Annotated in this window: 6 protein-coding genes and 1 pseudogene; 2 read left to right on the forward strand and 5 right to left on the reverse strand. The window is 37.8% G+C overall.

Annotation, left to right across the window (positions count from 1 at the left end):
* Positions 1–170: 170 nt before the first annotated feature.
* The 5 genes and pseudogenes from FJ213_12680 to FJ213_12700 all read right to left on the reverse strand — a co-directional run bounded on the left by FJ213_12680 (position 171) and on the right by FJ213_12700 (position 3,227).
* Positions 171–401, reverse strand: a complete 231-nt coding sequence (locus FJ213_12680) for a hypothetical protein (GenBank protein ID MBM4177005.1) — start codon at positions 399–401, stop codon at positions 171–173.
* 953 nt (positions 402–1,354) lie between these two features.
* A complete protein-coding gene (locus FJ213_12685) occupies positions 1,355–1,843 on the reverse strand; it encodes a DUF1801 domain-containing protein (protein MBM4177006.1) in 489 nt (162 codons plus the stop codon).
* Positions 1,844–1,945: 102 nt separating this feature from the next.
* Positions 1,946–2,359: a DUF1801 domain-containing protein gene (locus FJ213_12690; GenBank protein ID MBM4177007.1), complete on the reverse strand. Its 414-nt coding sequence runs from the start codon at positions 2,357–2,359 to the stop codon at positions 1,946–1,948.
* 42 nt (positions 2,360–2,401) lie between these two features.
* Positions 2,402–2,665, reverse strand: coding sequence for a hypothetical protein (locus FJ213_12695; protein ID MBM4177008.1), 264 nt, complete (start codon positions 2,663–2,665; stop codon positions 2,402–2,404).
* Positions 2,649–3,227, reverse strand: a pseudogene (locus FJ213_12700) (GrpB family protein). Before FJ213_12700 ends, FJ213_12695 begins: the two are co-directional and overlap by 17 nt.
* Positions 3,228–3,406: 179 nt before the next feature.
* Here FJ213_12700 and FJ213_12705 point away from each other — a divergent pair.
* Complete coding sequence (locus FJ213_12705; GenBank protein MBM4177009.1) at positions 3,407–4,393, forward strand: site-specific DNA-methyltransferase; 987 nt, start codon at positions 3,407–3,409, stop codon at positions 4,391–4,393.
* Positions 4,390–4,959, forward strand: coding sequence for a restriction endonuclease (locus tag FJ213_12710; protein MBM4177010.1), 570 nt, complete (start codon positions 4,390–4,392; stop codon positions 4,957–4,959). Before FJ213_12705 ends, FJ213_12710 begins: the two co-directional genes overlap by 4 nt.
* The last annotated feature ends 203 nt before the right edge of the window (positions 4,960–5,162 follow it).

Genomic DNA, 5,162 nt, shown 5'->3' on the forward strand with positions numbered 1-5,162 from the left:
CAAGTATTATTCCCGTACTGCAATAAAAATCTCCGTTTCGAATTGCTTTTACCAAAGTATCTTTATTATTTGATGAAGAATAAACCATTATCCAAGCTTTAGCTTGATGACTTTCGCGGTGCGAATCGTCCGCAGCAACTCCATAAATTAGTCTTCCGGTAGAAAGCACACTATCCCATACTGAAATATCCGACTGGTTGCCAACGAATGTCTCTATACCCGAATGCTGCTCGCGAGAGATTGCCCATCAGCCAAGCGATTGTTAGAATTGGAATTGCTTTCTTCGCTCCGACAACATGCGAGAAGACGGGAAGAATCAAGAGTGACCCGCCAAAGCCTGCCACACCCGAGATGGTTGCAGCGATCCAAGCGACGGTAATGAGTATAATCCACTCTATCATTGTACTATTCTCAAGATTAGGATAGACTGTTCACGCCAACGATAGCTAACATGTGCAAAAAGAATACTGTGCCGATTAGTGGGATTGAATGATCGACGATCGCCACTATCAAACGACGCATGTTTTTGCTGCGGTGCGAACATACTAGCACGCGCCAAAAAATCATAATAATTGGTAACCGAAAATAATTAAAAATGTCAATAACTATGATTCTAAAAAATAGGACGTTTGTATTACAAAGCCCGACTTTTAGAAATTTGTACTCAGAATTAAAAAGCCCAGCTTTAGATTCCCGATTATAATGCGACCTACGAGTTTGAATTTGATGTCTTGATTATTTTCTACAATAATTCAGTTCCTACGAGGTTGATCTGAATTGAGAAACCCCGACTTTTCGGTTATTCGTTCAACCTCGAAATTGAATTATTAAAATAAGTGGAACATCGTAGATGTTCTATTATTGTAGCGAAGAGATGACACATAAAGACGACCTTCGTAGAAGGTCAATAAAAACGTTTTCATTAGATAGAGTTATGATGCAGCTTGTAAATCGAATATAATTTTTTTCTGGGATTTAGATAAAGAAAAGAAACGATTTCATATTCTAAGTAAGTTCTCTTTTTCGCGTGGCTGAACATAATATTCTATTTCCCCAAGATTATTTCGGTTACATATATTATGAGGCAGCGACCTAAAAACCAATATGTCTATGGTTACATTATTTATGAGTCAATGATCCATGGTTTGGCAAAGGCGGCGAATACGAAGCAAAAAAATTCCTGACAGCACTGCACTTAATACGCAGCACAGATGTTCAATTAATCACCGAAACGCCACTTTCGCAGAGTCCATGTTGTGCATTCGTGCTACTCTCGAAACAAAGTCCATCAATACAATATTTCTATCATGTTCATTTGATATTCCTCACTATTTAGTAGCTATAAGATTTTATTTTATGTTTTTGATTTTGCTCTCGCAAGTTTTGATTTTGGTTTAAATGCAGTTTCGTATTGCTCTATCCATTGTTTAACACTCATTTTTTTCATTAACTCAGCAATGAGCTTATAGGGAATTGCTTCCATTTTCTTAAAGCGGACACAACTTTTGCCCATATCAAGTTTTTGGTTACTGTGTTTGGGATATTCGGAAATAAACCACTTCAATAATTTAGTGTCGGTATAAATACCCATATGGTAAAAATTAATAGAGTGTTTTTGCGAAGCAATTCCAGCGAAAGGAAGTGGCTCGCTTGGTTTGCAATGATAACCCGCAGGATAGAGTTTATGCGGAACAACATAACCCAATCCTCCATAACTGATTGCCGGTTCAAATCCTTGAGGCAAATTTTTTACAATTACATCGTGAAGTTTGTTGAACGGTTCTACTCTGTCTTTAGGAAGATTAGTAAGAATTTCATTCACGGTTTTTCCTTTTGAATTCATGCTTTAAATATTATTACCTTTCTTCTGTTTGCTTTAGTTATTTTAATCTCATCTCATTCAGATTAGTGTTTCAAATTGTGAAAATAAGTCACAATAATTAAACTATTTTACTTTTAATGCTACGGCGATTAATTTTTCTAAAATCTTTAGATCGATATCAGTTAGTTTGTTTATATAAAGGCAGCCACCTCCCGTTTTGAACTTACCTAATTTTTTAAGTGTGTCTGAGTGTTTGTTAATCTCAAAGACGAGATGTAAAGAAAGGTTTGCTTTTCGAGGCGAAAATCCAATAAGAAACCAATCTACTTCTCTCCCTGTATTCGGGCTTTTATATATCTTGTTACCAAAACCGATGAGTGAGGAACCCCACATTTTAGGTTTTTCACCACTAAGTTTTTTCATCATTTCAATAATTACGAGACTGTCTTTTCGTTGCTGTTCATCTTTTACTTTGCTTATAAAGTCCTCAACACTTGCAGAGGTTTGTTTGGTTTTTATTTGTGTTATTTTTCCCATTGCTATTTTTTTTATTTTTTATTTTTAATTCTGATTTGTTCGTTATAGTCGTTCTATCGCCAAAGCATGACGTACAATGTTTAGCCGCTCAACGCATTGGTTTTGCGAACTCAGAAATGATGTTGCAGAAGCCGCTACGAACGATTCATTACCTGCGGCTGGATCATCAATACCAATTCGTGAGCAAGACCGTTGAGCGATCCGCTGAAGTGCTGCCTTATCGAATTCACTCCGGTGCGCCATGTAGGAGGAGAGCTCCGGTGTTACCGCTGTTAGGCGAAGTGCCACATCAAGTACGAGATGCAAAAAAGTGCTTCGCTTTTTTGGTTATTGAAGAAATGTACTCTCTCTTTTCTCTTGTGTATGCGACTCTGTCATTGTGATAGAGTTGAGAGAGCGAACGCTTCAACTGATCGTACCGGTGAGCTTCAGCAGAGAATTGCCGAAGATAATCTCTAAAGAGAAGACGATCCCACAACTCAGAGTCTGCCTCGACCATATGAATGTGATGAGTACGTTCACCGCTTTGATTTCTCTTGATGAACCAAGCATAGTACGGAGGCTGATTGTCAATGTTAGGGCGCCAAAGATATTCGTATCCAGCAGCTTGAAGAATAGGTACGATAGTCGTTTTCGTTTCTTCGAGACTGCCGACTTCTGCCAAGATATCGATGATGGGTTTTGCCGACAAGCCTGGGACTGCGCTGCTGCCAAAATGTTCGATTCTTGTAATGAGACCCTTTGGAAGTAGAGTGCATAGAAAATCGACCTCTCGTTAGAACAGTGTTGGCCATTGTGAATCGTAAGGAACGATGGTGATGTCCTCTCGGACCAGCTCCTCGATTCGTTTTTGGTCACTGGCGTTCATATCGAGCTAGGTGGCATTTCGAACGTTTGGCGTAACAACGCAACGCTGGAGCGAACTCATAAAAACTAAATTCAGTGAGCGAAAGCGTTGAGCCACAATAATTCTTAATAAATGAGGCGACGTTGTTACGCTTGTTAAGTGCCGTTTGCTCTCTTTGATCATGTTTTGTAAATTGAATTATGCTAATTCACGATAATACATATCCAATGTTTAAAGGTCCGGAAATCATAGATAATTATGACCCCGATGCACGAATTATTTTAAATTGTGGTGATACACTTGATTTTCTTGATACTGTCCCAAATGATACTGCTAAGTTAATTATTACTTCTCCTCCATACAACCTTGGAAAAGAATATGAAAGTAAAACTGCGATTGAAGCATATTTAGATTTCCAAGACCACGTAATCGAAAAACTAGTAAAGAAACTCCGAATTGATGGAAGCATTTGCTGGCAAGTTGGAAACTTTGTTGATAATTCTGAAGTTTTCCCGCTTGATACTCTATACTATAGCCACTTTAAAAAATACGGAATGAAGTTACGAAACCGTATTATTTGGCGTTTCAATCACGGTTTACATGCCAGCAAACGATTTTCAGGACGATATGAAACAATCCTCTGGTTTACGAAATCAGATGAATATACATTTAACTTAGATGATGTCCGTGTTCCATCGAAGTATCCAGGAAAAAGACATTTCAAAGGGCCAAAGCGTGGACTTCCTTCTGGAAATCCTCTTGGAAAAAATCCCTCAGATGTTTGGGAATTTGTTAAGCAAGAATGGGATGAAGAACTTTGGGATATTCCAAATGTGAAAGCAAATCATCCGGAGAAAACAGTACATCCTTGCCAATATCCAATTGAATTAATAGAACGTTGCGTCCTTGCACTTACCAACGAAGATGATTGGATCCTAGACCCTTATTGTGGTGTTGGTTCTGCACTAATCGCTGCATTAAAGCATAACCGAAAAGCTATTGGCGTTGACAAAGAACAAGAATATATTGCTATTGCAAAAGAACGAATCGAAGATTTCTACACTGGTAAACTTAAAATTAGACCACTTGGTAAACCTGTATTTGAGCCAACTGGAAAAGAAAAAGTATCACAAATTCCAACCGAATGGAAAAACGGCAATGGTAACGATAATAGAGAAACTGAATGAAAATCGTTGGCATTTATTCTTTTAATAATGGACAAGAAACTATCGACCGAAAATATCCTCATTTGCTGAAAGAAGTCATACAAGTTATAAGTAAGGTAAGTGCACAGAAAGCCAAAACAAAAAAGAGTGAAGAAAAGACAATGCCGGGTAAAATGTTGTATAATCCTAAGGCATTGAACAAAGCTTTCAAGTATGAGTTTGATAAATTTAAATGGAAAGACCAACGAGTTCCTTGTGAGTATCCCACTCAATTTTATTCCCCTGATTATAAACCCGCTAAATTAAACAAAGGTGCATTTCGAGAAATGGACTTCATAAAGGAAAAACTTGGGATTGAAGTCCAGTTCGGTAAATATGCTTTTATGGTGTACAATGTCTGTGCAAAGATGACGATATTTAATAAACTTGGTTTCATTGATGCTGGAATAGAGATTGTTCCTATAAAGAAATTTGCTGACCAAATGTCAACCGGAGTTTCGTACTTCGAGCAGTTCGTTTGGGATTTGGAGCATCGTGGTGTATCTAATATTGACATTCCTGTTCTAATCCTCGGAATTGATAAATAGTGCATAGAGCAAATGGCGCCTAACGTTCTGCAAAAACATACATTGCCGTTGCGAACTATTATAAAAATATTTATTGAGAGCAACGGCATTGAGCGATTCGAGACTTAATGTCGAAGAATCTCTTAGGAAATTATTATTTGCGTCATGTTTTTGCTTGTTAGCTGCAGTTGCCCTTTCATCTGATTAAAACAAGTTTCTTGGTT

Source organism: Ignavibacteria bacterium (genome assembly GCA_016873845.1).
In the GTDB taxonomy this organism is placed as follows: domain Bacteria; phylum Bacteroidota; class Ignavibacteria; order Ch128b; family Ch128b; genus JAHJVF01.